Genomic DNA, 25,974 nt, shown 5'->3' with positions numbered 1-25,974 from the left:
ATCCGTCGGCCCGTCAGGCCCCCGGGCGCACCGGGATGCTCGAGACGAAGGGCTGTGCCGGACCCGGGTCCGTGAAGAAGTCGTTGCCCTTGTCGTCCACCACGATGAACGCCGGGAAGTCCTCGACCTCGATCTTCCAGACCGCCTCCATGCCCAGCTCCTCGTACTCCAGGACCTCGACCTTCTTGATGCAGTCCTGGGCCAGCCGGGCCGCCGGGCCGCCGATGGAGCCCAGGTAGAAGCCGCCGTGCGCGGCGCAGGCGTCGGTGACCTGCTTCGAGCGGTTGCCCTTGGCGAGCATGACCTTCGAGCCGCCGGCCGCCTGGAACTGCTCGACGTAGGCGTCCATCCGGCCCGCCGTGGTCGGGCCGAACGAACCGGAGGCGTACCCCTCGGGGGTCTTGGCCGGGCCCGCGTAGTAGACCGGGTGGTTCTTCAGGTACTCCGGCATCTCCTCGCCCGCGTCCAGTCGCTCCTTGATCTTCGCGTGGGCGATGTCACGGGCGACGACCAGCGTGCCGGTCAGCGAGAGCCGGGTCTTGACCGGGTGCCTGGTCAGCTCGGCCAGGACCTCGTCCATGGGCCGGTCGAGGTCGATGGCGACCGCGTCCAGGTCCGGGCCCGCGCCCTTGGTCAGCTCCTCGTCCGTGGTGTCCGGGAGGAAGCGCGCCGGGTCGGTCTCCAACTGCTCCAGGAAGACGCCCTCGGGGGTGATCTTCGCGAGCGCCTGACGGTCGGCGGAGCAGGAGACGGCGATGGCCACCGGGCAGGACGCGCCGTGCCGGGGCAGCCGTACGACCCGGACGTCGTGGCAGAAATACTTGCCGCCGAACTGCGCGCCGATCCCGATCTTCTGGGTCAGCTCGAAGACCTTCTCCTCCAGCTCCTTGTCGCGGAAGCCGTGGCCGGTCGGGGAGCCTGAAGCGGGCAGCTCGTCGAGGTAGTGCGCCGAGGCGTACTTGGCGGTCTTGAGCGCGTACTCCGCGCTGGTGCCGCCGACCACGATGGCCAGGTGGTACGGCGGGCAGGCGGCGGTGCCCAGCGAGCGGATCTTCTCCTCCAGGAACTTCATCATCGATGCCTCGTTCAGCACCGCCTTCGTCTCCTGGTAGAGGAAGGACTTGTTGGCCGAGCCGCCGCCCTTGGCCATGAAGAGGAACTTGTAGGCGCCGCCGTCGGTCGCGTACAGCTCGATCTGCGCGGGCAGGTTGGAGCCGGTGTTCTTCTCCTCCCACATGGTCAGCGGGGCCATCTGGGAGTAGCGCAGATTGAGCTTGGTGTAGGCGTCGAAGACGCCGCGCGAGAGGGCCTCTTCGTCGCGCCCTTCCGTCAGCACGTGCTGCCCGCGCTTACCCATGACGATGGCGGTGCCGGTGTCCTGGCACATGGGCAGCACACCGGCCGCCGCGATGTTCGCGTTCTTCAGCAGGTCCAGTGCGACGAACCGGTCGTTGGCGCTGGCCTCGGGGTCGTCGAGGATCCGGCGCAGCTGGGCGAGGTGGGCCGGGCGCAGATAGTGCGAAATGTCGTGCATCGCCTCGGCCGCGAGTGTGCGCAGCGCCTCGGGCTCGACCTTCAGGAAGGTGCGCCCGTCGGCCTCGAAGGTGCTCACACCCTCCGAGGTCACCAGGCGGTACGGCGTGCTGTCCTCGCCCAGGGGCAGCAGATCCGTGTAGGCAAACTCAGGCATTCCGGCCATTCCTCACTCGGCAGACAGTGCTGGCATCGACGGCAGCGCCCACCAGCGTAGAACGGGGCGGTGAGCGGGGTCCCTGTGAGGTAGGGCTCAGTCACCTCGGGGAGGGAAGTGTCGCGACCCCTGGTCGCGATCTATCGCGACTGGGTACGCTGGCCGCGTGGATGAGCAGCAGCCGGTGCCCTTGACCAAGTCCCCTTCCGTTCCCGCGTCTTCCGTTCCCGCGTCTTCCGTTTCCGCGTCCGGGACCGTGGCGCCCGCCGCGTCCGCGCAGGCGCCGCTGCGCGCCTCCGACGCGGATCGTGACCGGATCGCGGACATCCTGCGGGACGCCCTCGCCGAGGGGCGGCTCGACCCCGAGGAGCACGCGGAGCGGATTGACGCGGTCTACCGCGCCAAAACCCTCGGCGAACTGGAGCCCCTGGTCCGCGATCTGCCCGTGACGCCGGGCCGCGGCGCCGGACCGGAGTCGGCCCGGGGCGGGGAGGACCCGTCCTGGGCCCGTACCGCCCCCGCGGCGGAGAACCTGGTGGCGATCTTCGGCGGGGCGGCGCGCAAGGGGCGCTGGCGGGTCCGCCGCCGGACCAACGCGCTGGCGGTCTTCGGCGGGGCCGAGATCGATCTGACCGAGGCGATCTTCGAGCAGCAGGAGGTCGTCATCCGTGTCTGGGCGCTCTTCGGCGGGGTGGAGATCAAGGTTCCGGAGAACGTCACCCTGCACGGCTCGGGTGCCGGGATCTTCGGCGGCTTCGATGTGACCCCCTGCGAGGCGCCGGATCCCCAGGCGCCGGTGGTCCATGTCGGCGGATTCGCTGTCTTCGGAGGGGTGGAAGCCCGGCCCAAGCGGGGTAAGCGACTGAAGAACCTGCGGTCGTGAGCCCGGCGAAGTCCGGGCGGACGCAGGGAATTTGCGGTCGGAACAACGGTGTGCATAAGCGCGCGCACAGCGGGTAAGGCTTGGTGCATCGTCTCTCGTACGGCTGATGGGGGTGCACACGGGGCCGTACGCCGCGAGGCGGGCAAGGGTGACCACCGGAGCCGTCGTCAGGAGTAGACCGTGCTGCAACCGCATCAGCCCCTGCTGGACGCCGCCGTGCCCCCGCAGCGCACCCCCGCTCGGGATCAGGCCGGCCCCTGGCACTCGGAGGCGGTGTGCCGCCGGGACGAGGCCGGGCTGTTCTTCGCTCCTTCCAAGGAGCCCACGGCTGCGCGGCTGTCGCGGGAAGAGGCCGCCAAGCGGGTCTGCGCGCGCTGCCCGGTCATGGTCGAGTGCCGCGAGCACGCGCTGTTGCAGCCCGAGCCGTACGGCGTGTGGGGCGGGCTGACCGCGGCCGAGCGCCGAGTGGTGCTGGCCCGCCGCCGTCGCCGGGAGGCCGAGCTCCAGCGCGCCGTGAGGGTGGCCGCCGCGGGCTGAGCGCTTCAGATCGCACAGGGCCGGGCCCCGCCAGGAAGGCGGGGCCCGGCCCTTGCGCGGAGCGCGGGTTGCGGGAGCGCGGGCGGACGCGCCGTGTGCGCCGGCGCCGGGGCGTGGCGCTTCTCAGCGGCCTCGCTGACGTCCGGTGCGGTTCGGTCGCGCGCCGAAGGGGCGCGGGGCTGTGTCGATGTGCGGCTCCGCCGCGTGGGCGCGACCGGCCACGACGCGGCCGCGGACGCACGGCGGCACCTCGCGGCCCTTCCCGCGGAGGGCTCAGCGGGCGCGCTCGAAGTCCACCGAGGCGTACGCGCGCAGCTTGGACAGCCGGTGAGTGGAGTCGATCTGCCGGATGGTCCCGGACTTGGACCGCATCACCAGCGACTGGGTGGTCGCGGTCTCCGCGCGGTACCGCACCCCGCGCAGCAGATCGCCGTCGGTGATACCGGTGGCGACGAAGAACACGTTGTCGCCCTTGACCAGGTCGTCGGTCTGGAGCACCCGGTCGAGGTCATGACCGGCGTCGAGGGCGCGCTGCTTCTCGTCGTCGTCCTTGGGCCACAGCTTGGCCTGGATGGTGCCGCCGAGGCACTTGATCGCACAGGCCGCGATGATGCCCTCCGGGGTACCGCCCACGCCCAGCAGCAGATCCACGCCGGTGCCCTCGCGCACCGCCATGATCGCTCCGGCCACGTCGCCGTCGGAGATGAACTTGATCCGGGCGCCCGCCTCGCGGATCTCCTTGACGATGCCCTCGTGACGGGGGCGGTCCAGCACCACCACGGTGACGTCCTCGGGGCTGGACTTCTTGGCCTTGGCGATCCGCCGGATGTTCACCCCGGGCGGCGCGGTGATGTCGACGAACTCGGCCGCCTCCGGGCCGGTGACCAGCTTGTCCATGTAGAACACGGCCGACGGGTCGAACATCGTGCCGCGCTCGGCGACCGCGAGCACCGAGACCGCGTTGGCCATGCCCTTGGCGGTGAGGGTGGTGCCGTCCACCGGGTCCACGGCCACATCGCACTCGGGGCCGGTGCCGTCGCCGACCCGCTCCCCGTTGTAGAGCATCGGCGCCTCGTCCTTCTCGCCCTCGCCGATGACCACGACACCGTTCATGGAGACGGTGTGCACCAGCGAACGCATGGCCTTGACGGCCGCACCGTCGGCGCCGTTCTTGTCGCCGCGGCCCACCCAGCGGCCGGAGGCCATGGCACCCGCCTCGGTGACCCGGACGAGCTCCAGGGCGAGGTTGCGGTCGGGAGCCTCGGGGCTGACCTCGAGCTGGGACGGCAGATGGTGCTCGGTCATCGGAGCGCACCTTTCTGTACGGCGACGGCCGGTGGGCCCCTCCTCGCCGCCGAAGGCGGGCGAGAAGGGAGAGGGTGCTCATGACTTTATCCGCTGAGTGCGAGTGTGAGCAGAGGACCCCACGCATGAGCGCGACCCTGTTGCCGGGTATGGCGGCGGGATGGGGGACGATGGGGGACGTGGCAGGTATGCGAGGCAAAGAGACGGTCCGGGACATGCTGCTGTCCATGGCGGCGATCGGCGCCGTCGCGGCGGGCATCTATATCCAGATCCCGCGCGACGACAGTGGCAAGGACGGGGGTGTCAGGACGGTCGACTACCGGGTGGAGCTTCAGACGACCCGCCGCGCCGCGCCGTACCCGGTGGCCGCCCCGAAGTCCGGCAGTCTGCCCAAGGGCTGGCGCGCGACCTCGGTCACCTACACCCCGGCGGCGGGCGGCGGCGGAGCCTGGCACCTGGGCTTCCTGGACGAGAAGCGGGAGTATGTGGCGATCGAGCAGAGCGACGCCAAGGCCGCGACGTTCATCGACAACGTCACCCAGCAGGCCCGGGAGACCAAGGACACCCAGCGGATCGACGGCAAGGAGTGGGTCCGCTACGAGGGTGACAAGTACGACGCCCTGGTGTGCCGGGAGCGGGGGGTGACCACGGTGGTCACCGGGACCGCGTCCCATGCCCATCTGACGAAGATGGCCGCCGCGCTCGAGGCCCGGAAGGGCTGAGCACGACGGCCGGAGTGCCACGCCGGGCGGACGGCCCGGAGGGCAGGGTCAGACGCTGGTGATGACCTCGTCGTAGTCCAGACGCGGGCTGCGCGGGCGGAAGGCGTCCTCGCCCGGCTTGCCGATGTTGACGACGATCAGCGGGGTGTGGTCGTCGTCCAGGAACTCCTTCTGCACCCCGGCGGCGTCGAAGCCGGTCATCGGGCCGGCGGCCAGACCGGCGGCGCGGATGCCCAGGATGAAGTAGCCCGCCTGGAGCGCGGCATTGAGCCCCGCAGCCTGCTCACGGGTGCCGCGCTCGGCGAAGAAGACATCCTTGGCCTGCGGGAAGTGCGGGAGGAGGGTGGGCAGTTCCTCGTGGAACTCATTGTCCGCGGCGAGGATCGCGACCAGCGGGGCGGCAGCCGTCTTGGGGCGGTTGCCCTCGGCCATATGCGGCACCAGACGCTCCCGGGCCTCGGCGGAGCGCACCAGAACCACCCGCAGCGGTGACTGGTTGAAGGCGGTCGGGGCGTACTTGACCAGGTCGTAGATCGCCCGCACCTGCTCCTCGGACACTGGCTCATCGGTGAAGGTGTTGGCGGTGTGCGCCTCACGGAAGAGCAGGTCCTGGGCGGCGGGGTCGAGGGCGAGAGTCATGGCACAACCTTCGGATCACAAGTGGGGAACGTGATGTCACCACCCACCGTATCGGCTTTATGTTAACTTTCAACTAAATCGTGGGGAAGGTGCTCCGCATCACAGCGCGGGCCGCCGCGCTCAGTCGCCCTCGACGGCGGACCCGCCGACCCCCGTACGCCCCCCGGCATCCCGCTCCCCGGCGCCCTCCGCCGCCGACTCCGCCAGCGCCGCGTCCAGCCGCGCCCGCGCCCCCTCCAGCCAGCGGCGGCACACCTTCGCCAGCTCCTCGCCGCGCTCCCACAGCGCGAGCGACTCCTCCAGGCTGGTGCCGCCCGCCTCCAGCCGGCGCACGACCTCGACCAGCTCGTCCCGCGCCTGCTCGTAGCCGAGCGCCGAGGTGTCGGTCACCTTCTCGTCCGTCTTCGCCATGCCGCACACCCTATGCACAGGAACCGACACCGCAGGGGCCGTCCGCTCAGTCGCCCTCGACGGCGGACCCGCCGACCGCGCGGACCGTGAACTCGCCCTCGGCCACCCGGGCCCTCAGCTCCTCCTCCCGCCCCACCTCGTCCGCCGACCGCACCACCGAACCGTCGGCGTGCTGGAGCACCGCATAGCCGCGGCGCAGCGTGGCGGCGGGGGAGAGGGCCACCACCCGGGCATGGGTGTGCGCCAGCTCGGATTCGGCCCGGTCCAGCAGATGGCCCAGACAACGGCGGCCGCGCTCCAGCACCGCGGCGATCTGCTCCTCGCGCTCGTCCACCATCCGCCGGGGCTGCTGGAAACACGGGCGGGCGAGCGCCGCCGCGAGCCCCCGCTCCTCCCGGTCCAGCAGCCCATGGACACTGCGCAGCGCGCGCTCGCGCAGCTGCTGGATCCGCAGCAGCTCCTCGCCCACATCCGGGACGATCTTCTTCGCCGCGTCGGTGGGGGTGGACGCCCGCAGATCGGCCACCAGGTCCAGCAGCGGGGAGTCCGGCTCATGGCCGATCGCGGAGACCACCGGCGTACGGCACGCGGCCACCGCCCGCACCAGCTGCTCGTCCGAGAACGGCAGCAGGTCCTCCACACTGCCGCCGCCGCGCGCCACCACGATCACATCCACCGCGGGCAGCGCGTCCAGCTCCTGGACCGCCTCGATCACCTGCGGCACCGCGTGCACCCCCTGCACCGCCACATTGCGCACCTCGAAGCGGACGGCGGGCCAGCGCAGCCGGGCGTTCTCCAGCACATCCCGCTCGGCGGCCGAGGCCCGTCCGCACACCAGCCCTATCAGCTGGGGCAGGAACGGCAGCCGCTTCTTGCGGTCGGCGGCGAACAGCCCCTCGGCCGTCAGTGCCTTCTTCAGCTGCTCCAGACGCGCCAGCAGCTCCCCGACCCCCACCGGGCGGATCTCGGTGGCCCGCAGCGACAGCTGACCGCGCGGGGCGTACCACTCCGGCTTGGCGTGCACCACCACGCGCGCGCCCTCGGAGACGGTGTCCGCGATCCGGTCGAATACGGCGCGGAAACAGGTGACGGTCAGCGAGATGTCGTAACTGGGGTCGCGCAGTGTCAGAAACACCACCCCCGCCCCGGGGCGCCGGGACAGCTGGGTGATCTGCCCCTCCACCCACACCGCCCCCAGCCGGTCGATCCATCCCCCGATCAGCCGGGACACCTCGCCGACCGGGATCGGCTCCTCCGCGGACGTGTTGACAGCCATGACCGCGAGCGTATCGGCCACCGCCGACAGGATCGCCGGGTCGGCGCCCCTACCATGGGGGTCATGACTGCAACCTCCGCCCGCCGGGTCCTGCTCGCCGCCCCGCGTGGCTACTGCGCCGGTGTCGACCGTGCCGTGATCGCCGTCGAGAAGGCCCTGGAGCAGTACGGCGCGCCGATCTATGTGCGCAAAGAGATCGTCCACAACAAATACGTCGTCCAGACCCTGGAGAAGAAGGGCGCGATCTTCGTCGACGAGACGGAGGAGGTGCCCCAGGGGTCGATCGTGATCTTCTCGGCCCACGGTGTCGCGCCGGTCGTCCACGAGGAGGCCAAGCAGCGCCAGTTGGCCACCATCGACGCCACCTGCCCCCTGGTGACCAAGGTCCACAAGGAGGCCGTCCGGTTCGCCAAGGAGGACTACGACATCCTCCTGATCGGTCACGAGGGCCATGAGGAGGTCATCGGGACCAGTGGTGAGGCACCCGACCACATCACACTGGTCGACGGCCCGGACGATGTGAAGAACGTCGAGGTCCGCGACGAGTCCAAGGTCGTCTGGCTCTCCCAGACCACCCTGTCGGTGGACGAGACCATGGAGACGGTGGACGCGCTCAAGGGGCGTTTCCCGCAGCTGATCAGCCCGCCCAGCGACGACATCTGCTACGCCACCCAGAACCGCCAGACCGCGGTGAAGCAGGTCGCCGCCGAGTCCGACCTCGTCATTGTCGTCGGCTCCAAGAACTCCTCCAACTCGGTAAGGCTGGTCGAGGTCGCTCTCGGCGCCGGTGCCAAGGCCGGTCATCTGGTCGACTTCGCCGATGAGATCGACGAGGCCTGGCTCGAGGGCGTGTCCACGGTCGGCGTGACCTCGGGCGCCTCGGTGCCGGACGTGCTCGTGGAGGGCGTCCTGGAGTGGCTGGCCGAGCGCGGCTTCGGTGATGTCGAGGTCGTCCAGCCCATGGAGGAGAGCCTGACGTTCTCGCTCCCCAAGGAACTGCGCCGCGATCTGCGGGCCGAGGCGGCCGCCGCCTCCGCCGAGGGCGCCGCGAACGGCGGCGCGGAGCGGTGACCGCCGCAGGCGGCTCCACAGCTCCGGTGTTCGGAGTGGACATCGGCGGGTCCGGTATCAAGGGCGCGCCGGTGGACCTGGACCGGGGCGATCTGGCCGAGGAGCGCCACAAGGTGCTCACCCCGCATCCGGCCACCCCCGAGGCGGTCGTGGAGGGACTGGTCGAGGTCGTCCAGCACTTCGGCTGGTCCGGGCGGCCGGTCGGGGTGACCTTCCCCGGGGTGGTGACGGACGGCACGACCCGTACCGCCGCCAATGTCGACAAGAGCTGGATCGGCACCGATCTGGCCACGGTGCTCCGCGGGCGGCTGGGCTGCCCGGTGACCGTGCTCAATGACGCGGACGCCGCCGGGGTCGCGGAGATGACCTTCGGCGCGGGCCAGGGCCGTCAGGGCACGGTCGTCCTGCTCACCCTGGGCACCGGCATCGGCAGCGCGGTCTTCACCGGCGGCACCCTGGTGCCCAACACCGAGCTGGGCCATCTGGAGCTGCACGGCCACGAGGCGGAGAAGCGCGCCTCGACCAAGGCCAAGGAGGACCACGACCTCAGCTGGGAGCACTGGGCGGACCGGGTGCAGAAGTACCTGGCCCATCTGGAGATGCTGTTCTCGCCCGAGCTGTTCGTGATCGGCGGCGGGGTGAGCCGCAAGGCCCACAAGTTCCTGCCGCTGATCGAGGACATCAGGGCCGAGATCGTGCCTGCGAGGCTCCAGAACAACGCGGGGATCGTGGGGGCCGCGATGGCTGCGTCGTCCGCTGCCGGTGACGCCGGCTGACCAGGGTCGCCCGGCGCACCAGGACGATCAGCACGGTGAGCAGCGTTCCGGAGTAGAGCCAGCCCGCGTGCAGCGCGAGCAGGGTGAACACGCCGACCGCCTGTCCCGCGAACCCCTCACCGCCGTCGTTGATCGGCAGCAGCCCGGCCGTGAAGGCGAGCGGCACCGTGATCGGTCCCGCCAGCAGATCGGCCGGCCGTACCCACAGGGCGCAGGCCGCGCAGGCGAACAGGAAGAACCAGCTGTACACAGTGGGTGAGCCGGCGAAAAGTAACGCGTCCAGACAGCCGAAGCCCAGCATGGCCAGCGTGGTCAGCAGCCCGGTGCCGAGCCCGGTGAGCCGGGGGTCCGGCCAGCTCAGGCCGCGGCCGCGCAGACCGGACAGCGCGGTGGCGGCGGCGCCGAGCGGTCCGTTCCGCCGTGCCGGCGCCCGCGCCGGGCGTGACGCCCGGTCCGCGCCGCCCCTGCCCGGCCCTCTGCCGCCTCGGCCCGTGTACGTGTCGTCCGCGGCCGGGCGCGGCGGCGGGGCCGCCGCCCGGCGGGGCGTCCGTGTGCTGTAGTGCTCCACCCGACCAACGTAGGTCGACGGAGGGCGGTAATCCGCCCTTGGACACGCCCTTCGCAGGACCTTGGCAGCGTGTTCGACTGATTATCAGCCCGGGTGGGTGATCGGGAGCGGCCCCGTAGACTGGTGGACCGGCCCCGTCAGGGGCCACGTCCCTGTCATCACATCCCCGCTACGGGAAGCTACGGGAAGTCGCCAACGTGTCGCTCACGATCGGAATCGTCGGTCTGCCCAATGTCGGCAAGTCGACCCTGTTCAACGCCCTGACCAAGAACGACGTGCTCGCGGCCAACTACCCGTTCGCCACCATCGAGCCCAACGTCGGTGTCGTCGGCGTCCCGGACCCCCGGCTCGACAAGCTCGCCGAGCTCTTCGGCTCCGCCCGCAAACTGCCCGCCACCGTCGACTTCGTCGACATCGCCGGGATTGTGAAGGGCGCCTCGGAGGGCGAGGGCCTGGGCAACAAGTTCCTGGCGAACATCCGTGAGTCCGATGCGATCTGCCAGGTCATCCGCGCCTTCAAGGACGAGAACGTCGTCCATGTCGACGGCAAGATCTCGCCCAAGAGCGATATCGAGACGATCAACACCGAGCTGATCCTCGCCGATCTCCAGACCATCGAGAAGGTGCTGCCCCGCCTGGTCAAGGAGTCCCGGATACAGAAGGACAAGCAGGCGCAGGTCAAGGCGGTCGAGGAGGCCAAGGCCATACTCGAGGACGGCCGCACCCTCTTCTCCGAGGGCATCGTCCAGGGCAGCGAGCGCGCCGCCCTCCTCCACGAGCTGCACCTGCTGACCACCAAGCCCTTCCTCTACGTCTTCAACGTCGACGAGGACGAGCTGACCGACGACTCCTTCAAGGCCGAGCAGCGTGCCCTGGTCGCCCCGGCCGAGGCGATCTTCCTCAACGCCAAGCTGGAAGCCGACCTCGCCGAGCTCGACGACGACGAGGCCCTGGAGCTCCTCCAGTCCGTCGGCCAGGACGAGCCGGGCCTGGCCACCCTCGCCCGCGTCGGCTTCGACACCCTGGGCCTCCAGACCTACCTCACGGCAGGCCCCAAGGAGTCCCGCGCCTGGACCATCAAGAAGGGCGCCACGGCCCCGGAGGCCGCCGGTGTGATCCACACCGACTTCCAGAAGGGCTTCATCAAGGCCGAGGTCATCTCCTTCGACGAACTGGTCGAGACCGGCTCCGTCGCCGACGCCCGCGCGGCGGGCAAGGCGCGTATGGAGGGCAAGGACTATGTGATGCGGGACGGGGACGTGGTGGAGTTCCGCTTCAATGTGTAGTGGCTGACGCATCACCACGTCGCTGATCTGGCAAACATGCAGGTCAGAAGGGGTCCGGCTCTTCAGGGTCGGGCCCCTGGTCATTTCCCCGCCGGGATGGTGCTGGGATGGCTGCCCCCTCGCCACCTGTCATCATCCCTGGTCATCCCTACCGTGCTGGGATGTTATGGGGACGCCGGTGCCGGGTCGCGCACTGTCCAGTGCCTGGCAGCAGGGAGCGCACGGACCAGCCCCCTCCCTTGGGATGCTTGGCGGAGGACGCGATCAGCCCGTCACCCGGGGCTGGGCCGCAGGTCTCGTCGTCGTTGTGTCCGGACGCGGCCGTCGTCCGCACCTCGCCCGCCCGGCGCGACGGCCTCGACGCATCCCGTCTGCAACAGCCGCACTAACATCAATGTTGCTAACATTGATGTTAGTATCGGGTGGAGGTTGGCAGGCATGGTGGACTTTGTAGGCCGTCGGCAGGAGCTGGCAACGCTGGAGCGAGAGCTGCAGAAGGTGGCGGCAGGGGTTGGCGGGGAGCGGCCCGGTCGGTGCGTGATGCTGCGTGGGCGGCGCCGGGTGGGCAAGTCGCGACTGGTCGAGCGGTTTGCGGAGCGCTCCGGAGCGCCCTTCTTGTTCTACGCCGCGACCGGCGCGTCCCCCAGGGATGATCTGGCACGGCTGGCCCGGGACGCCCAAGCATCGACGCTGCCGTTGGCGGGGCTGGTGGCCGCCGCGCGGCCGGAGAGCTGGGATGCCGCGTTCGATGTGCTGGCCGCGGCGCTGCCCGCCGACCGGGCGAGCGTGCTGGTCATCGACGAAGTGCCGTACTTGATGGATAGCGATGGCGCCTTTGAGGGGATGCTGCAGCGGGCCTGGGATCGGGTGCTGGAAACCAAGCCAGTGCTGCTGGTCCTCATCGGCTCCGATCTGTCGATGATGGAGGCACTGAACAGCTACGGACGACCCTTCCATCAGCGCGGCCGGGAGATGGTGCTGGGACCGCTCAATCCCGCCGAGGTGGGGCAGATGCTCGGGCTGGATCCGGCGGAAGCCTTCGACGCCGCGCTGGTCACCGGCGGGTTGCCGCTGATCTGTGCGGAGTGGCCGCGGGGCGCGGGGCTTTGGGACTTCCTGGGCGAGGCGCTGAGTGACCCGGTCTCGGCCCTGCTGGTGTCGGCCGAGCGCTCGCTGGCTGCCGAGTTCCCTCCGCAGGCTCAGGCGCGTACGGTGCTGGCGGCCATCGGCAGTGGCGAGCGAACCTTTACCAACATCGCCCGTGCGGCCGGCGGTATCGGGGCCACGCCCCTGCAGCGAGCGCTGGAGTTGCTCACGGACAAGCGGATCGTCGCCGCGGAACTGCCCGTGTCGCTGCGTCCGTCGAAGGATCGCCGCTACCGAGTGACAGATCCCTATCTGCGGTTTTGGCTGCACCTGCTCGGCCCGTCCATGGAGGAGATCGAGCGAGGGCGGGGCGATCTGACGTTGGCGCGGATCAGGGAGAACTGGACCAGCTGGCGTGGCCGAGCCGTCGAGCCCCTTGTCCGCGAGGCCCTGGCGCGGATACTGCCCGATGACGGGCTGCCCGCGGCCCCCGCAGTGGGCGGCTACTGGACCCGCACCAACGACGTCGAAATCGACATCGTCGGGGCGGACCGCGCCCCTATTGCCAAGGAGCTGCTCTTCGTCGGCTCCATCAAGTGGTTGGAGCAGTCCCCCTTCGACCGGCATGACCTGGCAGCTCTCCACCGACACCGGGCCGCCCTCACTGGCGAACCCGTTCCAGTCATGGCGGTCTCGCGCAGCGGAGTCGACTGCCCGGGCCTCGATGCCACCTACGACCCCGGCGATTTGCTGACCGCTTGGCCGCTGTGAGTAGCGGATGGCAGGCGCGGCACGGGAGTTGGGGAGCGCGGTCAGGCTGAACAGACGTCGCGGAGAAGTCCCTCGAACCTCGGCCCCCTGCTTACCGCTGTTGTGTAGCGTTGGCGATCCCGAGCCCTCTCGTATTTTGTCGCGAATCCCGTGCTGGGATCGTGCTGGGATGGGATGAGAGCGAAGTCGGGCGAAGGGCCTCCCCACGCCTTCTTTGTGGTTCCGGGGCCGAAGTGGATCTGCAACCGCCCGGGTGTGGCGTTCGAACTGGAAATTGAACGCTCCGGCTGGTGATCGATCTCCGGCGTCGTGCTCCCACCCCTGATCGAGGCGCCCTCGGATGCCGCGTCGAAAGACACCCGGTATCTATCGTTACTGCGTCGTCGGGCTATGGAGGGAACTGATGGCCAGGACTGTGATTGATCTGGACGAGGAGATCGTCGAGAAGGCGATGCGGGTGTACGGGGTGAAGACGAAGGCTGCCGCAGTGCGGGCGGCCATGGGGGAGGGGGTGAGGCTGCGGCTGCGCCGGGAGCTGTTCGATGCCATTGACGAGGGTGAGTTCGAGGACGCGTTCGCGGAGATCCGGTCGCAGACGGGGCCGCGGAATCTGGACGGCTCGCTCAAGCGTGAAGGCGGGGCCTCGGCGGCGTGAAGGGGCGCTACCTCATCGACAAGTCCGCGCTGGCCCGCCGGGGCAAGCCGGCTGTGCGGGCGCGGCGGGACGCTCTGGACCGCGACGGGCTCCTCGCGGTGTGCGCCCCGACCGAGTACGAGGTTCTGTACTCGGCGCGCGGAAAGCCCGAGGCGCTGCGACTGCGTACCCTGCTCCGCGGTTTCGACTACCTGCCCTGCAATGACGAGGAGTTCGAGCGGGCACTCGCTCGAGATCCAGGCCCTGGCCCCGAACGCTGGCTTTCACCGGGCGCTGTCGCTGGCCGACGTCCTCATCGCGGCAACCGCCGAGCGGCATCGGGCCATGGTCCTGCACTGAGACGGCGACTTCGACATGATTGCCTCGGTGAGCGAGCTGCAAGCCGAGTGGGTCGTGGAGCCCGGCACCGCCGACTGAGCCGGGAGCGCGCATGCCGTGCCAGCGCATGCCTCGACGGGTGAGGACAGGGCCTGCTCGTCGTCGGCCGGATCGTCGCGGATCTGCTCAACGGCGTGGTGCGGGTGCTGCGGCTGAAACTCAGGCCAGAGCTTCGAGGCCATCTTGCAGCATGCTGAGTTGCCGGAGCTTTCCTCTGAGGGCAGGGGGGCGATTGGCCGCAGTCGCTCCTGCCTCCGCTGTTCGTTTCTACCGCTGCGTCATAGCGGCTGGCCCTATGTGTGCGGCTCGGCTGCGCCTTGCTGTGCTGAGGCCACGCTGCACAGGGCCTCAGCAAGGCTGCTCGGCCCGATGGATGCGAGCGCCCACAGCGCACTGACTTCGCGGGCGAACTGCCAGACCGGGGCAACGGCGGGCATGCGGAAGGGCACAACGGTGATGCGGTGTTCTGCGAACGGCTCGACCTCGAGGTAGCGCATTCCACCCGTGCCGCAGAGGTAGACCGTGCTGCCCGTCGCCGCGGCGAGATCGGCGAGGCGCTGCGAGCGCCCGTCGCGGGCCGGTAGGGCGCTGCTGCGCAGGACCTCGCCGGGCCAGCCCAACGACGACAACAGGGCGAGGGCGGAAGCCTCGGTGATGTCCGCTGTATGGTCCGTGGTCCCGAAGCGGTCGAGAACGGGCTCGAGGGCCTCCTGTACGGCGTGCCAGTGGTGGCTACGGCCGTAGTGCTGGCGGACGAGCTCGGCAACCCGGCGCCGGCATCTGTGGGGCTCGGCGAGGCGCGCCTCGAGGATCAAGGTCGAGCGTCCTCGGGGGAGGTGCGTGGACAGCGACAGCCACTGTCGGGCGCGGGGCTCTCTCAAGCTGGCCAGTCGGGCGCGGTGCTGGTAGTCCCTTCGCGCGAACTGCACGTCGTCGAGGACGATCCACCGGTCGGCCGCGTACAGCTTCGCCAGGGTGGACAGCCGCGGGAACAGGTTCGGCTGATGGATGGCGCACACCGCGCCCGGTAGTGCAGGCGGCTCAGGATTTGAGGAGTCGGGTGTCGAATCCGGCGCGCAAGAGGCGCTCGTAGGCGGCATGGACATCATCGGGTACTTCCTGCTCGATGGCGAAGCCCAACTTCGGGTACTCGATCACTCGTTGCAGGTCGCCGACCATCGTGTCGATGACCAACTTCTCGTTGCCGATGCTCTTCACGTAATCGGCGAAGTCCAGCGGATCGGACGCACACACGGCCTCGACCTCGGGCCACACCTTGCGGCATGTCGCATAGGCGCGCCTCTCCATGTACGGCATGGCGATCAGCATCACGGACTCGACCTCGACGCCAGCCCCACGCAGGACCTCACGAGAGAACGTGATGTTCTGCCCGGTGTTGCCGGCGTTGGGCTCGAGGAGGATCGCGTCGTCGGGTACGCCCAGGTCGAGCGCGTGCTCACGGAAGTGCACGGCCTCGCCGCGAGGGTAGAGGGCTGCCGTGGTCGGACTGTTGCCGCCGCTGAACACGAGCACCGGGAACAGACCGGCGTGGTACTGCTTGGCCGCGAACGTCGCGGCTCCGAGATCGTGGCTGCCGAGGCAGATCGCTGCCGAGCAGGGGCGCGGCGCGTGCCCCATCTGGTGGTAGAGCCAAATCAGCTTGGCGTCGTGCCATTGCGCATCGGTGATCTCGTGCTGCTCGCGGTCCGGCACTGATACTCCCTGGTTCATCCTCGCTGGCCTCCTACCTCGATAGGACAGCCGACGGGCCATCGCAGGACCGTCGGATGCCCTCGATACTGCGAAGCTGGTGGCTCAGCCCGTACTGCCTCGCCACCTGCGCCGCGTCGTCGAGGACGGAAAGCCCATCATCCCGGGTGGCGGGGTCGGACAGAAGGATGTGTCCGTGTGCGGTGTCCAGACGCACATGCTGCATGGGAGAGTCGACCGTACCGGTAGAACGTGCGATGTCGATGTACTGGAGTGCTCGCGTAAGGTCGCCGGCCCCGCGGTAGGCGAGGGCGATCTTCTGGTGAGCGACAGACCAGTCCTCGGGTTCCGCGAGATCCTCGAAAGCGTGGGTGGCGGCCGTCATCACCTCGGCCGCGTAGTCGTTGTTGCCGTTCTTGCTGAGCGCCGTGCCCACCCACAGCCGGGCTCGGGCGCGGTCGCGCCCGCTCAGCCGCTCGTCGGTGGCCAGCCGCTCGTACTGTCGGGCAGACGTCTCGAGCTTCCCGGACATCTCGTCGACCACGGCGAGCGACAGCTCGATCTGCGCGACACGGCGTGGGATGTCGAACTCGACGAACAGCTCGCGTCCGGTGTTGTACGAGTGGTGCGCCGAGATGGGGCCGAGGGTCGCGCCCTGGTCGCGTTGCAGGTCGCCGAGGATGACGAGCGACCGGCCGTAGAGGTACAGGCCTTTGTCGTCGAGCGCACGCGGGTTGTGGCTGCCGAGCCACCGGTTCAACAGATGTGAGGCGAACGAGAAGTCCTGACGGCTCAGACACACGATGGCGCGGTCGAGGTCCTCCGCCCATGTCTCATAGTCCGCTGGGCGAACTGGGCTGTGCTCTGCCCGGCCGTCCGCGGAACCGGAGAGCAGCGCATTGAAACGGCCTCGCGCCAACGTGTCAGCACGTGCGAGCGCGGTATCGAGGATGGCCTGCGTATCCGGTCGGGGAACGGTGTCCGCACTGAGCTTCTCCCACTTCGCCACGGTGCGCAGAGCGACGCCCAGGTGCTCAGCGAATGCGCGCGTACTCATCCGGAGCGCAGCGCGCAGGGCGCTCGCTTCGCGGCCGGTCCACTGCTGCACGCTGATCACGGGCTGCCTCCCTCTTGTCACGTATGGAAGCACGCTGCGTGGTGGCCGCGAGCCGGAAGTGCAACGGAAGTGCAACGCCCGGTCATTTCGAGGCCGTTGGTCCGCCACGACGCTCGAGCCATGGAACAGATCACAGAGCGACGACCGGTGAACGGCCCCCATGCGTATGGCTACTTGCGTCGTACGAGCAGCGAGGCCCGGCACGCTGCCCTTACCAACTCCCTCGTCGAATACTGCCGACAGCACGAGCTGACGCTGTGCGGCCTCTTCACTGAGTGGGGAAGGGTCGCCGAGGTACGGTCGGCGGCTTTCGTGGGGTTGCTCGACGTCCTCGCGCTGCCGGACACGTACGGCGTCGTCATGCCCGCTTGTAGCCACCTCGGGCCCAAACGCATCGCTGCGGAGCGCGAACGGCAGATAGCCCAGACGAATGCGCGCCTGATCGTGGTCCGCTCCGCCAAGCCGAGGCACGGCGATCTGCGCACCGTCGACCCCGGCCCTGTGGCCCCGTGGAAAGGGGCGCCTGATGTCCCTGCGTGATGCGCTGCGCGCCGCACCGCTCGTCGAGGATGTCCCTGGTGTGCACCTGCTCGCCATTGGCCACGGGTGGGACGTCGTACGGGTGTCCGCCGATGCCGGATTCCTCGCGCTCGCACGGCTCAGAACGGCCGAGGAACGGCTCGGCCCGGTGCTATACGACCGTCCGGGCGAGCTCCTCTACTTCGCCGTTCCGACCGGGAGCCGAGGCGCGTGGGACGGCCTGCCGGTGCGGCTGCTGTCCAAGGGCTCATGGCTCGTCGCCCCGAACCCGTACCGCTGCGGCGAGTGGTTCGGCGGATGGTGCGAGCTGCCCGACGACGAGAGGCTCACCGCCCCCGAGACGCTGCGCCGCGCCCTCGAGCAACCACAGATCGACTCAGCGCAACGCCTGATCGTTGCAAGGGAGGAGAGGCAGAATGGAAACCTTCGAACGTGCCCGTCTTGATGCCTACTTCGGGTGCATCGCCACGCGCTTCGCTCCCCAGGAACGCCCCGCATCGTTCCTGATCACGCACCTGTTGCCGGAGCGCCCGGCGTTCGTGCGGGGCGTGGCGAGCGTGACCGACCTGCGGGCCGTACTGCCCAAGCCGAAGTCGGTACAGGCCGAGGCGCGGCGCCAGGTCGAGGCCGACGGGCACGCGTGCGACAGGCTGACGCGCGAGATGTTCGCCGACCCCGAACGCGCCGTGCTGTACGTCGAGGCGCGCGCCGTCGGCCGCCCGGTCGTGCTGCTCGACGTCGGCGGGTACTTCGCTCCGGCCCTCGACGCGCTGTGCGATCGCTTCTCGGGTCGCATCCTGGGCGTGGTCGAGGACACCGAGAACGGGCACAAGCGGTACGCCGAGCGCGACAAGCTGCCCTGCCCGGTCGTCTCCGTCGCCCGCTCGCCGCTCAAGGGCCCCGAGGACTTCCTCGTCGGGCAGTCCGTGGTGTTCTCCACCGAGGCTCTGATGCGCAGCCGCGGCGACATCCTGCACGGCCGTACCGCGCTCGTGATCGGCTTTGGCAAGCTGGGCAGCTCCATCGCCCGCCTGTTGCACGCCAAGGGCGTACGAGTGACCGTCTACGACATCGACCCCGTGCGCCGCACACAGGCCCTCTCGCAGGGCTTCACGGTGGCTCGTGATCGCACGAGCGGTCTCAAGGACGCCGGGCTCGTACTGTGCGCTACCGGTTCGCTGGCGCTGCGCGGCGAGGACTTCCCGCAGCTGCGTAACGGCGCGTACGTGGCGACCGTGACCAGCAGCGAGGACGAGCTCGAGCTCAACGGCCTGCCGGACATCTACGAGCGCGCCCACATCGGCGAGCACGTCACCCGGTACCTGACGACCGGCCATTACTTCTACCTGCTCAACGGCGGTAACGCCGTCAACTTCCTGCACGGGGCGAGCGTGGGACCGTTCATCTTCCTCGTGCAGGCCGAGATACTCGCGGCTTCCGCCATGCTCGCCCGCGGCGAGCTGGACCCCGACATGCACGAGATCAGCCCGACCGACCGCGCCGCCATCGCGGCGACGTGGCTCGACTACTTCAACCGATAGGAGACCTGCCCGTGCCCATCACGGCCGAGCACATCCGTGAGACCGTCGACGACTACCTCGACGCTCACCCCGACGAGAAGGGGACGCTGGCACTCATCCTCGACCTTCTCGACGCTGGGGCCGACCTCACCTCGCGGAAGGAATTCCGAGGACACGCCACGGCGGGTGCGATCCTCGCCGACCCCGCCGGCCGCGTGCTCCACATCCGGCATCTGGCCCTCGACCGCTGGTTGCTGCCCGGCGGGCACCTCGAGGCCGATGACGCCCGGCTCGTCGACGCGGCGCAGCGCGAGCTCACCGAGGAGACCGGCATCCCCGCGTCCGTCGTCGTCCCGGCAGTGCTGCGCCCGCTCCACATCGACGTGCACCCCATCCCGGCGAACGATGCCAAGGGGGAGCCGGAGCACCAGCACGTCGACTTCCGGTTCCTCTTCCGGACCTCGGCCGATGTCGGCGAGCTCCAGACCGAGGAGGTCACGGCCGCCGCGTGGCGCGACGCCGAGACTCTCGCGGAGGAGACGCTGCGCAGCCGCGTCATGCAGGCCCTGCGCTGACCAGACAGACCGCAGCGGCGCTGCGATCCCCTGCGCGCGCCCCGGCAGCCTCGTAATGCGAACGCCCCGACTCGCGCCCTCCCCGGCGAGTCGGGGTGCTCGTTCGCCGGGGTTCAAATCATCGTCGGCCGAGAGCAGATCGCCGTAGGCACTGGTTTGGTCGGTACGAGCGGCTGACTCCCTTGGGCCAGAGAGACATCGCCCGATGGCGGGCACCGGGCGACGCCAGTCCCCGGCCCGTCGCTTCCCGGCATCGCCGTAGCGATCACGCCGAACGGGGTCGACCTCCCGCGGGGTCGGACCCGCTGTCGTTCGCCGCGGATGCCTCACGCACCAGCGGGTCCGTCCACGACCCTCAACGTCGTCACGGCCGGGTCGGCGGCGCCCCGTACGTGGCCGTTGGGGACGGCCGCGGTGTGGTGGAAGAAGTCGACGAGTTCGGCGGTGATGACCTCGCCCGGCAGGACATTGGGGATACCGGGTGGGTACGCGGCGAGCGTGTCGGCGGATATCCGTCCGATGGCCTCGTGGGCCGGGACGCTGCGGCTGGGTGCGAGGAACGCGGTGCGGGTGGTCAGGGCGACCGGGCCGGGGGCGGGCAGTCGTAGGCGGCTTGGCGGAGCCTGTTCGCCGAGGGGGGCCGGGAGTGCGTGCAGGGCCTGGAGGAAGCGGTCGGTGTCCGGCTCCGCGCCCGCGCCGATCACGGCGACGATCGCCGAGTCGGTGGCGACCTCCACCATGATGCGGTGGTCGTGCATCAGACGGCGCCGGGCCTCGTGGCCGGAGATCCCGCCGACCCGGGTGTTGACCGGAACCCGCAGCGGATCGGCGTCCACGACGTCGGGGAAGCGCTCGAAGTCGTCGTTGACCAGGCGGAACCGGTCGGCGGAGCGGACCTGGGAGCGTATCTCGGCTGCCGTGTCCAGCGAGGCGCCGATCCGGTCCTTGCCGGTCACCAGGGCCTGGCGGGCCATGTCGAGGGAGGTCAGCAGCAGCGCGCTGGCGCTGGTGGACTGGGTCAGGTGGAAGACCCGGTGGATCAGTGGCTCCAGGGTGTCGGCGAACGGCCCCTCGCCGAGGTGCAGCATCGCGGACTGGGTGAGGCTGCCGGCCAGTTTGTGCGTGCTGGAGATGACGATGTCGGCTCCCTGCGCGAGGGCGTTCGCGGGGAGGCCGGGGTGGAAGCCGAAATGCGATCCCCATGCCTCGTCGACGATGAGCGGGATCCCGGCGGCGTGCGCCACGTCGGCCAGGGCGCGTACGTCGGCGACCGCACCGAAGTAGCTCGGCGTCACCACGTAGGCGGCAGCCCCCTCCGGGTGGGCGGCGAGGGTCCGGGCGAGGTCCGCCGGGGCCACCCCGTGCGCGATGCCCAGGTCGGCGTCGACCGACGGGTGCACGAAGGCGGCCTTCTGGCCGGAGAGCACCAGGCCGTCGATGACGCTGGAGTGGACGCTGCGCTGCACGATCAGCGTGTCGCCGAGCGACCGGGTGACCAGGGTCGCCATCCGGTTTCCCTGGGAGGCGCCGTTGGTGAGGAACCAGGTCCTGCGCGCGCCCCACGCCTGCGCGGCGAGATCGAGTGCCTGGGTCATCGGGCTGGCGGTGCCGAGGTCGATGCCCGCCAGCAGTGGTGGCACGTCCATGCGCAGCGGCGCGTCACCGACCAGCCGCGCCAGCGGACCGAAGCGGCTGGGGTCGGCGGAGTGGCCGGGGACGTTCAGCCGCAGCCAGTCCTGGCCGGCGTAGGCCCGGACGGCCTCGGCGTAGGGGGCGGTGTGCTGGGCGGCGAGCGTGGTTCGGTGGGTCACGTGGAGCAGCGTCACAAGGGTGGGCCCTTAGAGGAACCCTCTGTTTATATGGATGGCTCCAGAGTTCTTCTATAGACCCTGACCGAGACCGAGGGGATGCTCATGCTGGAGCTGCGCCATTTCCAGGTCCTGCGTGCCATCGCCCGCGAAGGCTCCCTCGCCGGCGCCGCACGCGTGCTGCGCTACACCCAGCCGACGGTCACGTACCACCTCGCCACCCTCGAATCCCACTTCGGCGCCCCGCTGTTCCACCGGAGCTCCCGCGGGGCCGCGCTCACCGAGGTCGGGGAGGCGCTGCTGCCGCACGCCGAGGCGGTTCTGGAACGCGTCCGGCTCGCTGAGCAGGAGGTGCGCGGCATGGTGCGGCGCGGCACCGCGACCCTGCGCGTCGGCACCTTCCCCACGGCCGGTGCCCTGCTGCTCCCTCCGGCGGTCCGCAGGCTCCACCGCCAGGGAGTCCATGTCACGCTGCGGGAGGGAGAGCTCCCCACCCTGCTCACCGGGCTCCGCTCCCGGGAGCTGCACCTCGCCCTGGTCTTCTCCCAGCCGGGTGACCGCCTCGATCTGGAGGAGGACTTCATCGTCCACCCCCTGCTCGAGGACCCCCTGATGCTCGTGCTGCCCGCCGACCACCCGCAAGCCCAAAGGGAAAGCGTCCCGCTGACCGCGCTGCGCGAGGACGGCTGGATCATGGGCACCACCGACTGGGACCCGTGCGACCGCCTGCTCTCCTGGGCCTGCGCCCAGGAGGGGTTCGAGCCGGTGCGGGTGATGCGCACCGACGACTACGGAGTGCTCCAGGGCTTTGTCGCCGCGGGGCTGGGTGTCGCCCTCGTCCCCGGCCTGGGGCTGGGCAGCCCCCGGGACGACATCGCGGTCCGCCCGATCGACGGCCGGGCGCTGGCCCGGCAGATCGGTGTCGCCGTGCTGCGCACCACCACGGTGGGCAGCGCCGGCGAACTGCTGGCCGAGCTGCGGAAGGAAGCCGAACGGATCCAGGCCGAGCGCCGCGGGCCGGGGCTCACGCCACCGGGCGTCGCTCCGCGCTGAGCGTGCGGGCAGCTCACAGCCGGGGCCTGTTGAACAGCCGGGACAGCACGATCACACTCTCGGTGCGGTCGATGACGGGGACCTCACGGACCCGCTGAATGGCCTGTTCCAGGTGTGCGATGTCCCGGGCGAGCATGTGCAGCATCGCGTCTGCCGCACCGGAGACGGTGCAGGCTTCGACGACTTCCGGGATCTCCTCCAGGGCCTGGTGCAGTTCGGCGGGGGTGGGATGGCCCTTGCAGTACACCTCGACGAACGCCTCGGTCCGCCAGCCCAGCGCCTGGGTGTCGATGAGCGCGGTGAACCCGCGAATGGCCCCGTTGGCAATGAGCCGGTCGAGCCGCCGTTTGGCCGCCGGCGCGGAGAGCCCGGCCGCCTCACCGATCTCGGCGTAGGTGCTCCGGGCGTTCCGTAGAACGCAACGGATGATCTCTTCGTCGATGGCGTCCACGCCGCTACCTCCACGGGAGGGGCAGCCACTGCGCGTGCAAGAAAACTCCGCAGCGGCTGGAAGTAAGCAAGAAATCGAATTCAGAAGACAAGATTTGGCAATTGATTGCGCTGATCGCCTGAACATAGCATCCGGAGCCATCCGCTTGGCCCCGATGACGGGAGTGACCCCATGGCCGCAGCGCTCAAGCCCGAGGAGTCCGCCGCTCTGGAGGCGATCGACGAGGCCGCGATCGCCCGGATGCTCCTGGAACTGCTCGCGATCCCCAGCGTGACCGGGAGCGCCGCCGAGTCCGACCTACAGCACCGCCTGGCAAAACATCTGGGCCGACTCGGTCTGGACGTCGATCTGTGGTCCATGGACCTGCCCACGCTGCGTGCGCATCCCGGCTTTCCCGGGACCGAGGCGCCGCGCGAGGAAGGGTGGGGGCTGGTGGCGACCACGTCGGATGGCGGCGATGGACCCACGATGATCCTTCAGGGGCATGTCGATGTGGTGCCGCCCGGCGACCTTCGGGCGTGGGAGGGCGACCCCTTTGTCCCGCGAGTGGCCGGGAACGTCGTCCACGCCCGTGGCGCCTGCGATATGAAGGCCGGGCTGGTGGCCAACCTGGCCGCCCTGGCGGCGATCCGCGCGAGCGGGGCCAGGCTGCGCGGCCGGGTGGCCGCCCACTGCGTGGTCGGTGAAGAGGACGGCGGGCTCGGCGCCTTCGCCACCCTCCAGCGCGGACACACCGGTGACGCCTGCATCATCACCGAACCGACCAGCGGCACGCTGGTGACCGCGAACGCCGGCGCGCTGACCTTCCGTATCGAGGTTCCGGGCCGGGCCACGCACGCGAGTACCCGCGACGCGGGCGTCAGCGCCATCGATACGTACCTGCCCATCCACCAGGCACTGGCCCGTCTGGAAACCCGGCGCAACACGGACATCGACCCGCTGATGGCGGAGTCCAGGATTCCGTACGCGCTCTCCGTCGGTACGCTCCGCGCGGGTGACTGGGCGAGCAGCGTGCCGGACTGCCTGGTCGCCGAGGGCAGGCTGGGCGTCCGGCTCGGTGAGGATCCGGCCGCGGCCGTCGCCGACTTCGAGACCTGTGTGGCCCAGGCGTGCGCGGACGATCCGTGGCTGCGCGCTCATCCGGCGACCGTGAGCTGGCCCGGCGGCCGGTTCGCCAGCGGTCGGCTGCCGAGCGGCCATCCGCTCACGGCTCTGGTCCGGGACGCACACGCCGACGCCGTCGGCGGGCCGCGGCTGCGCGAGCGCGGCGCGCCCTACGGAAGCGACCTGAGGCTGTACGCCGCCGCGGACATCCCGACCCTCCAATTCGGTCCCGGCGATGTGCGCCTGGCGCACAGCCCCCGGGAGCAGATCTCCCTCCCCGAGATCGTCGCGGTGACCCGCACCCTCGTCCTCGCGGTACTGCGCACCGTCGGCACCGCGTAGGACGCACAAGACGCCTGCCCGGAGCGGGCGTTCGGGCCACCTCCCTCGGGCGGGACGGTGGCCGCACGACGGGCCGGACACGTCGGCCACACGGAGCGGGACCGGCACCTGGAGCATCGAGCCGTGGAGCGAAAGGCACCATCATGACCTCAGCGAAGACCGCACCACCTCGTGTCGGCGGCGACGTTGGCACAGCGACGCCCGACGAGGGCTACCAGCGGGGACTCAGTGCCCGCCAGATCCAGATGATGGCCATCGGAGGCGCGATCGGCACCGGGCTCTTCTACGGTTCCAGCACGGGCATCGCCGCGGTCGGGCCGAGCCTGGTGGCGTGTTACGCCGCCGCGGGCATCGTCATCTTCTTCGTCATGCGGGCGCTGGGGGAACTCCTCACCTACCGCCCCACGTCGGGCAGTTTCGCGGACTACGCGCGCGAGTTCTGCGGCCCGTTCGCGGGCTTTGTCACCGGCTGGTCGTACTGGGCCGCATGGGTCGCCGCGTGCATGGGCGAGGTGACCGCGGCCGGCCACTACATCGCCTACTGGTGGCCCGCCGTCCCGGTCTGGGCCACGGCCGCGGTCGCCCTGGTCGTGCTCTTCGTCGCGAACCTGGTCTCCGTCAAGCTCTTCGGCGAGCTGGAGTTCTGGTTCGCCACCATCAAGGTCGTGGCGATCACCGCCCTGATCGTGATCGGCGTCGGCGTGCTGACCTTCGGCTTCTCCTCCCTCGGACAGGGCGCCTCGGTCCAGCATCTGTGGGCCGACGGCGGCTTCGCGCCGCACGGTGCCTGGCAGACCATGGCCGCCATGCAGGGTGTCGTCTTCGCGTACCTGGGCATCGAGCTCATCGGCCTCACCGCCGGTGAGGCGGAGAACCCCAAGGAGACGCTCCGCAAGGCGATCAACACCCTTCCGGTCCGTATCGCGGTCTTCTACGTCGGCGCGCTGATCGTCCTGCTCTCCGTCCTCAGCTGGACCGAGTACACCCCCGGAGTCAGCCCCTTCGTCCAGGTCCTCGCCCAGGTCGGCATCCCCGGAGCCGCCGGGATCATGAACTTCGTCGTTCTCACCGCCGCCCTGTCCTCCTGCAACTCCGGTATCTACTCCGCCGGCCGGATGGTCCGCGGACTGGCCGTCAACGGTGAGGCCCCGAGCGCCATGAAGAACCTCAGCAGCCGCCATCTCCCGCTGCCCGCACTGGTGCTGTCCGCTCTCGTCATGGGCCTCGGCGTCATCGTGAACGTCGTCTCCCCGGACAAGGCGTTCGTCTACGTCACCTCGGTCAGCGCCTGCGCCGGTCTGTGGACCTGGGCCATGATCCTCATCGCGCATCTGCGCTACCGGTCCAAGGCACGCGCCGGACTCCTGCCCACGGCCGACTTCCGGATGCCCGGTGCCCCGGTCACCAACTGGGTCGCCCTCGCGGCCCTCGTCTTCGTGGTGGTCCTGATGGCCACCTCCAGCGACACCCGCCTCGGACTGTACGTATGGGCCGTGTGGTTCACGATCCTCGCCATCGGCTACCAGGCCACCAAGCGGCGCACCGCGCGGTCGGCCGCCACCCGCCCCTAAGGCGGGGCACTTCCCGATGCCCGGCGAGCCACGCCGTTGGGTGACGTACTCATTCCAGAACAGCCGCGGTGCGATTGCTTGGTGTCCCGCGGCAGAGATCAGCAGACTTCTGGCTCCGGGGCACAGGCG

General features: G+C 70.0%; 26 protein-coding genes and 1 pseudogene. 16 read left to right on the top strand and 11 right to left on the bottom strand.

Features of this window, described 5'->3' with window-relative positions:
* Positions 1–13 precede the first annotated feature (13 nt).
* Positions 14–1,690 (bottom strand): fumarate hydratase, encoded by a 1,677-nt coding sequence (locus tag AC4BEG_RS11970; protein ID WP_490705868.1) that lies wholly within the window; start codon positions 1,688–1,690, stop codon positions 14–16.
* Between the two features lie 166 nt (positions 1,691–1,856).
* Between AC4BEG_RS11970 and AC4BEG_RS11965 the strand changes: the two genes are divergently transcribed.
* On the top strand, positions 1,857–2,573 hold the full coding sequence (locus tag AC4BEG_RS11965) for a DUF1707 SHOCT-like domain-containing protein (protein ID WP_490705867.1): 717 nt from the start codon (positions 1,857–1,859) through the stop codon (positions 2,571–2,573).
* A gap of 180 nt (positions 2,574–2,753) precedes the next feature.
* Positions 2,754–3,110: a WhiB family transcriptional regulator gene (locus AC4BEG_RS11960; protein WP_009715345.1), complete on the top strand. Its 357-nt coding sequence runs from the start codon at positions 2,754–2,756 to the stop codon at positions 3,108–3,110.
* Between the two features lie 273 nt (positions 3,111–3,383).
* Here AC4BEG_RS11960 and glpX read toward each other — a convergent pair whose 3' ends face one another.
* Complete coding sequence (glpX, locus tag AC4BEG_RS11955) at positions 3,384–4,415, bottom strand: class II fructose-bisphosphatase (protein ID WP_490705866.1); 1,032 nt, start codon at positions 4,413–4,415, stop codon at positions 3,384–3,386.
* A gap of 188 nt (positions 4,416–4,603) precedes the next feature.
* Here glpX and AC4BEG_RS11950 point away from each other — a divergent pair, with 188 nt between their 5' ends.
* Positions 4,604–5,137: a DUF4245 domain-containing protein gene (locus tag AC4BEG_RS11950; RefSeq protein ID WP_490707064.1), complete on the top strand. Its 534-nt coding sequence runs from the start codon at positions 4,604–4,606 to the stop codon at positions 5,135–5,137.
* Positions 5,138–5,185: 48 nt separating this feature from the next.
* On the opposite strand, the gene AC4BEG_RS11945 is transcribed toward AC4BEG_RS11950, so the two are convergent.
* The 3 genes from AC4BEG_RS11945 to xseA form a co-directional block, all read right to left on the bottom strand.
* Positions 5,186–5,776 (bottom strand): malonic semialdehyde reductase, encoded by a 591-nt coding sequence (locus AC4BEG_RS11945; protein ID WP_490705865.1) that lies wholly within the window; start codon positions 5,774–5,776, stop codon positions 5,186–5,188.
* A gap of 120 nt (positions 5,777–5,896) precedes the next feature.
* On the bottom strand, positions 5,897–6,187 hold the full coding sequence (locus AC4BEG_RS11940) for an exodeoxyribonuclease VII small subunit (protein ID WP_490705864.1): 291 nt from the start codon (positions 6,185–6,187) through the stop codon (positions 5,897–5,899).
* Between the two features lie 46 nt (positions 6,188–6,233).
* The gene (gene xseA / locus AC4BEG_RS11935; protein WP_490705863.1) at positions 6,234–7,463 is read right to left on the bottom strand and encodes an exodeoxyribonuclease VII large subunit; all 1,230 of its coding nucleotides are present in this window, start codon (positions 7,461–7,463) and stop codon (positions 6,234–6,236) included.
* 54 nt (positions 7,464–7,517) lie between these two features.
* Between xseA and AC4BEG_RS11930 the strand changes: the two genes are divergently transcribed.
* Positions 7,518–8,534, top strand: coding sequence for a 4-hydroxy-3-methylbut-2-enyl diphosphate reductase (locus AC4BEG_RS11930; RefSeq protein ID WP_490705862.1), 1,017 nt, complete (start codon positions 7,518–7,520; stop codon positions 8,532–8,534).
* Complete coding sequence (gene ppgK / locus AC4BEG_RS11925) at positions 8,531–9,310, top strand: polyphosphate--glucose phosphotransferase (protein ID WP_490705861.1); 780 nt, start codon at positions 8,531–8,533, stop codon at positions 9,308–9,310. The genes AC4BEG_RS11930 and ppgK overlap by 4 nt, the downstream gene beginning before the upstream one ends.
* Here ppgK and AC4BEG_RS11920 read toward each other — a convergent pair.
* The gene (locus tag AC4BEG_RS11920) at positions 9,216–9,878 is read right to left on the bottom strand and encodes a DUF6542 domain-containing protein (protein WP_490705860.1); all 663 of its coding nucleotides are present in this window, start codon (positions 9,876–9,878) and stop codon (positions 9,216–9,218) included. The genes ppgK and AC4BEG_RS11920 overlap by 95 nt on opposite strands.
* A gap of 197 nt (positions 9,879–10,075) precedes the next feature.
* Between AC4BEG_RS11920 and ychF the strand changes: the two genes are divergently transcribed.
* The 4 genes and pseudogenes from ychF (at position 10,076) to AC4BEG_RS11900 (ending at position 14,093) form a co-directional block, all read left to right on the top strand.
* Complete coding sequence (ychF, locus tag AC4BEG_RS11915) at positions 10,076–11,164, top strand: redox-regulated ATPase YchF (RefSeq protein ID WP_490705859.1); 1,089 nt, start codon at positions 10,076–10,078, stop codon at positions 11,162–11,164.
* A 438-nt stretch (positions 11,165–11,602) separates the two neighbouring features.
* Positions 11,603–13,021 carry an ATP-binding protein gene (locus tag AC4BEG_RS11910; protein WP_490705858.1) on the top strand — a complete coding sequence of 473 codons (1,419 nt, stop codon included), beginning with the start codon at positions 11,603–11,605 and terminating at the stop codon, positions 13,019–13,021.
* Positions 13,022–13,424: 403 nt separating this feature from the next.
* Positions 13,425–13,676 (top strand): type II toxin-antitoxin system VapB family antitoxin, encoded by a 252-nt coding sequence (locus tag AC4BEG_RS11905; RefSeq protein ID WP_490705857.1) that lies wholly within the window; start codon positions 13,425–13,427, stop codon positions 13,674–13,676.
* A pseudogene (locus AC4BEG_RS11900) lies at positions 13,673–14,093 on the top strand (PIN domain nuclease). Before AC4BEG_RS11905 ends, AC4BEG_RS11900 begins: the two are co-directional and overlap by 4 nt.
* Before the next feature lie 254 nt (positions 14,094–14,347).
* On the opposite strand, the gene AC4BEG_RS11895 reads toward AC4BEG_RS11900, so the two are convergent.
* The 3 genes from AC4BEG_RS11895 to AC4BEG_RS11885 are packed head-to-tail and all read right to left on the bottom strand — an operon-like array spanning position 14,348 to position 16,881.
* A complete protein-coding gene (locus AC4BEG_RS11895) occupies positions 14,348–15,073 on the bottom strand; it encodes a WbqC family protein (protein WP_490705856.1) in 726 nt (241 codons plus the stop codon).
* A 22-nt stretch (positions 15,074–15,095) separates the two neighbouring features.
* Positions 15,096–15,785, bottom strand: a complete 690-nt coding sequence (locus AC4BEG_RS11890; protein ID WP_490705855.1) for a YdcF family protein — start codon at positions 15,783–15,785, stop codon at positions 15,096–15,098.
* Positions 15,786–15,798: 13 nt separating this feature from the next.
* On the bottom strand, positions 15,799–16,881 hold the full coding sequence (locus AC4BEG_RS11885; protein WP_490705854.1) for a helix-turn-helix domain-containing protein: 1,083 nt from the start codon (positions 16,879–16,881) through the stop codon (positions 15,799–15,801).
* Between the two features lie 120 nt (positions 16,882–17,001).
* On the opposite strand from AC4BEG_RS11885, the gene AC4BEG_RS11880 reads away from it, so the two are divergent.
* From AC4BEG_RS11880 to AC4BEG_RS11865, 4 genes are read left to right on the top strand one after another with little or no spacing between them, the layout of a single operon-like run.
* Complete coding sequence (locus AC4BEG_RS11880) at positions 17,002–17,421, top strand: hypothetical protein (RefSeq protein WP_490705853.1); 420 nt, start codon at positions 17,002–17,004, stop codon at positions 17,419–17,421.
* Complete coding sequence (locus tag AC4BEG_RS11875) at positions 17,408–17,866, top strand: hypothetical protein (RefSeq protein WP_490705852.1); 459 nt, start codon at positions 17,408–17,410, stop codon at positions 17,864–17,866. Before AC4BEG_RS11880 ends, AC4BEG_RS11875 begins: the two co-directional genes overlap by 14 nt.
* On the top strand, positions 17,838–18,962 hold the full coding sequence (locus AC4BEG_RS11870; RefSeq protein WP_490705851.1) for an adenosylhomocysteinase: 1,125 nt from the start codon (positions 17,838–17,840) through the stop codon (positions 18,960–18,962). Before AC4BEG_RS11875 ends, AC4BEG_RS11870 begins: the two co-directional genes overlap by 29 nt.
* Before the next feature lie 11 nt (positions 18,963–18,973).
* The gene (locus tag AC4BEG_RS11865; RefSeq protein WP_490705850.1) at positions 18,974–19,516 is read left to right on the top strand and encodes an NUDIX hydrolase; all 543 of its coding nucleotides are present in this window, start codon (positions 18,974–18,976) and stop codon (positions 19,514–19,516) included.
* A 326-nt stretch (positions 19,517–19,842) separates the two neighbouring features.
* Here AC4BEG_RS11865 and AC4BEG_RS11860 read toward each other — a convergent pair whose 3' ends face one another.
* Complete coding sequence (locus AC4BEG_RS11860; RefSeq protein ID WP_490705849.1) at positions 19,843–21,327, bottom strand: aminotransferase class I/II-fold pyridoxal phosphate-dependent enzyme; 1,485 nt, start codon at positions 21,325–21,327, stop codon at positions 19,843–19,845.
* 102 nt (positions 21,328–21,429) lie between these two features.
* Between AC4BEG_RS11860 and AC4BEG_RS11855 the strand changes: the two genes are divergently transcribed.
* Positions 21,430–22,377, top strand: coding sequence for a LysR family transcriptional regulator (locus AC4BEG_RS11855; RefSeq protein WP_490705848.1), 948 nt, complete (start codon positions 21,430–21,432; stop codon positions 22,375–22,377).
* Between the two features lie 13 nt (positions 22,378–22,390).
* Here the strand turns inward: AC4BEG_RS11855 and AC4BEG_RS11850 are convergent, their stop codons facing one another.
* Positions 22,391–22,828, bottom strand: coding sequence for an Lrp/AsnC family transcriptional regulator (locus AC4BEG_RS11850; protein ID WP_490705847.1), 438 nt, complete (start codon positions 22,826–22,828; stop codon positions 22,391–22,393).
* Positions 22,829–22,999: 171 nt separating this feature from the next.
* Between AC4BEG_RS11850 and AC4BEG_RS11845 the strand changes: the two genes are divergently transcribed.
* The gene (locus AC4BEG_RS11845; RefSeq protein WP_490705846.1) at positions 23,000–24,274 is read left to right on the top strand and encodes an ArgE/DapE family deacylase; all 1,275 of its coding nucleotides are present in this window, start codon (positions 23,000–23,002) and stop codon (positions 24,272–24,274) included.
* A 143-nt stretch (positions 24,275–24,417) separates the two neighbouring features.
* Positions 24,418–25,845 (top strand): amino acid permease, encoded by a 1,428-nt coding sequence (locus tag AC4BEG_RS11840; RefSeq protein WP_490705845.1) that lies wholly within the window; start codon positions 24,418–24,420, stop codon positions 25,843–25,845.
* The last annotated feature ends 129 nt before the right edge of the window (positions 25,846–25,974 follow it).

This window comes from Streptomyces sp. JLBJ103, assembly GCF_058215575.1.
The sequence above is the reverse complement of the archived record's forward strand: the minus strand, read 5'-3'. Positions and strand labels throughout refer to the sequence as shown.